4 protein-coding genes are annotated in these 3,149 nt (G+C 38.7%); 3 read left to right on the plus strand and 1 reads right to left on the minus strand.

Features of this window, described 5'->3' with window-relative positions; all coding sequences use genetic code 11:
• Window positions 1–477 precede the first annotated feature (477 nt).
• Window positions 478–708, plus strand: a complete 231-nt coding sequence (locus IQ229_RS20490; protein ID WP_228013604.1) for a P-loop NTPase family protein — start codon at window positions 478–480, stop codon at window positions 706–708.
• Between the two features lie 52 nt (window positions 709–760).
• Here IQ229_RS20490 and IQ229_RS20495 read toward each other — a convergent pair whose 3' ends face one another.
• Complete coding sequence (locus IQ229_RS20495) at window positions 761–934, minus strand: hypothetical protein (RefSeq protein WP_194046894.1); 174 nt, start codon at window positions 932–934, stop codon at window positions 761–763.
• Between the two features lie 561 nt (window positions 935–1,495).
• On the opposite strand from IQ229_RS20495, the gene IQ229_RS20500 reads away from it, so the two are divergent.
• Window positions 1,496–2,248, plus strand: a complete 753-nt coding sequence (locus IQ229_RS20500; RefSeq protein WP_194046896.1) for a hypothetical protein — start codon at window positions 1,496–1,498, stop codon at window positions 2,246–2,248.
• A 5-nt stretch (window positions 2,249–2,253) separates the two neighbouring features.
• Window positions 2,254–3,149, plus strand: an 896-nt coding sequence (locus IQ229_RS20505) for a DUF1822 family protein (RefSeq protein WP_194046898.1), incomplete at its 3' end; no start/stop codon positions are given.

Genomic DNA, 3,149 nt, shown 5'->3' on the forward strand with positions numbered 1-3,149 from the left:
CCTCTGTGGTAGCCTGCGGCAAGCCGCTTTGCGTCTACGTTTTCCGTTACCCGTGCGTAAGTCCTAATTTAATCAAATTTCACAAGGCTAGTACCGCAAGGCGGAATTAAAAATTAAAAATGAACACAATGTCTAGTCTAGCTGGTTGAAATGCTTTCACCACATCAGTAGACATCACAGTTACATCTGCATATTCTTCTAGTTCAATTTTCCTGCAACTTCTCGACAATATTCTCTGAAATCACACCAGAACATATTTCTGGTGCAAGATTAAATCTTACCACCTGGCTTAATTATCAGTTTTACTTATGTCTTAATTCCGAGTGGGCTATTCAAAGTTAGTATTTAAAATTACTAATTTAAAACAAAAATCCATTTAGACAGATATTCATCACAGAGCGATCGCAAAACTTTTCGATCTACTGACAATGGTGAAGGCGATTTTGGGCTGGAGTTGTAAAATTTCACGATCGCGCTTTGAAACAACAATTAAATTCTGTTGCGTATGTACCGCAGCGATCGCAAATTGACTGGGATTACCCGATAACAGTCTGGAATGTGGTGCTGATGGCGCGGACTGTGCATACAGGCTGGTTTCGGGAACCTTCACGATCATCTCAAGAAATAGTCAAAGATGCTCTGGTGAGGGTGGGGATGCTAGAGTTGCGATCGCGTCAAATTGGAGAATTATCAGGCTACCTATCGTGATTGATTTTCGCCTTTTTTGTAAAAAACTAGAATGCTCCCGTTCAGACTTCAGCTACTTTAGTCTAGAACCACCAGAACTACCTGAAGTCTGCGGTGGAGGATCGTCAAAATTATTGTCATTTTGGGCTAGAGCTATTCCAGGCATAAATAATAGTAAGCAAAGAGCAATGTAGGTAAAAATGCTGTTCCGAAAATACTTTTGTAAAAGGCATAATACTTGAGCCATCTTTCCCCTCCTAAAATCAATTAAAAGTATTTAAAGAAGCGGTCGTGGCAAACTGCCCCAAAGGTTTTAGCTAAAATTAATTCAGCAATTTAATAACCTGCCAAAAAATAACTTTTACAATTTGCTATCTAGAAAGCTTACTCAGAAAGCATTCCTAACTCAAAAAATCAAGGTTGTTTCATGACAAGCTCTAAGTTAATTTTTCGGCTCCCGATTAAATTAACCTATTACTTCTAAATCAGACTAAAAATGAAAAATTATGAAAACTATTCGGAAGTTAAATTGGTAAAAAGTTTTCAAAATCTTTTTCCAAGTCGAGCCTCTAATCCTATATCGGTGAAAATTTGGATAACTATGAAAAATCCAACATCCCGACCAACTTGCTTTAAATAATTTCTCTTATCTGCTCCTGGGCTGGATTTCAAGGATTAGTAAGCACAATCCTAAAGTTTTCATATTTTTTTGATTCTTGCCTGATATAAGAGTAGGGTCAAATAAAGCAGTGCTTATAACTGTGCTGCTGTGTTGTGTCTACTGTATTATTCTTTGGTAAAAGCTTTTATGGATGATCAGGATGAGCGCCTACGCCAATTGATAGCAGCAGTTTATCAACACCCAGACGGCAGCCGGGAATGGCGAAAAGCTATGAGTCGGCTTCTGATTTTAATTCAGGGACTACCGGAATTTAGAAAATACTCAAGCATGGACTGCCCCGACCACTTTTTAGATGCCTTAAACCAAAGTTTGGAGTGGTTGAGCCACAATATTAGAAACTTTCAGCCACGTACATCTTCAGTACGAACTGACTTAGTAAAATGGCTCAAAGGCTACCTTTCCTGGCGTATTAAAGATTTAAATTCTTCATCTGCCCCTCAAACAAGGAGGCTTCAGCTTTCCTTGGATGAAAATATTTCGGATGCAGATGCAGAGATAACAAGTTGGCTAGAACGAGTATCAGAAGAAGGGAGGTTATTAGGGACACCATCTAACCCGTATGTTCTAAGTGGGCTAGAAATTTATTTAGAACAGTTGCAACAAAATTCACAACAGTACTTAGTGGCAAGCCTAGCGGATTACATTGAGCAAGACCCAGACAAGCAGCTACGGAATTGCTATCCTCGTAAACACCCCGAATGTAACTGCCAAATACTCAGCCAGAGGTTGCTGTTCATATTTAAGAACCCACCAGATAAGCTTACTGATATTGCGCGTGAGTGCCAAATCAATTACCAAACTCTTGTATCCCACTGGAAATTAAAAGCAATACCGCTCCTGCAAGAAGTTGCCATTCAACTCGGATATCAATCTAATTAACAGCCATGAGTAGCACAGAAACACTTTGCTTAAAAATTACACTTGGACAAGAAGCCCATGCCATTGCCCGCCAGTTTGCTGTTGAACAAACTACGCCTCAAAAAGGGAAACAAATATATTTGAATACACTAGCAGTTTATGCTGTTTACAGTTACCTGAAATGGCTGTGGATTGATACTGCTATAGAAGAAGGTGATAGTTGGCATCCTCTTAAACGAGCTTTATTTGATGTTGCCGATCTAGTTCTTCCCAACATTGGTAAGTTAGAGTGTCGTCCAGTTAAACCTGGTGAAACAGTAATTTCCCTACCACCTGAAGTGATGGAAAATAGAATTGGTTATGTGGCTGTCCAGTTTAGCGAACAGTTAAATGAAGTGCAGTTGTTGGGATTTGTTAGAAGAGTTAATATTCCTTCTGATTCGGAGCAAATACCACTAGCAAGCCTCAAACCCCTTAATTTCCTCTTCGACTGTATTCCTGATGCTGTTGCTCACCCTGCATTCAGTGCTAGCCAAATACGGGTAAATTTAAACCAATGGTTCGAGAATCTGTTTGAAAATAGTTGGATGGCTCTAGAAGAAGTTTTCAGCAATATAAATGATAAAAAGTTTGCCTTAAGAAGTATTTCATCAAAGCGTGAAGGCAATGTAGCACGAGCAAAAATAATAGATTTGGGATTACAAGTTGGAAATCAATCTGTAGTGCTGTTAATGGCGATCGCACCTTATTCTGAAGATAAAGTAGAAATACTAGTGCAATTACATCCATTAAACGGAAAAACTTATTTGCCATCTAACCTGAGAATGAATTTACTATCAGAATCAGGAGAAAAGATCCAAGAAGTTGTATCACGAAGTAATGATAATTTTATTCAATTAAAACGATTTAGAGGGTATTCTGG

The sequence above is a fragment of the Nostoc cf. edaphicum LEGE 07299 genome (assembly GCF_015207245.1).
In the GTDB taxonomy this organism is placed as follows: domain Bacteria; phylum Cyanobacteriota; class Cyanobacteriia; order Cyanobacteriales; family Nostocaceae; genus Nostoc; species Nostoc edaphicum_B.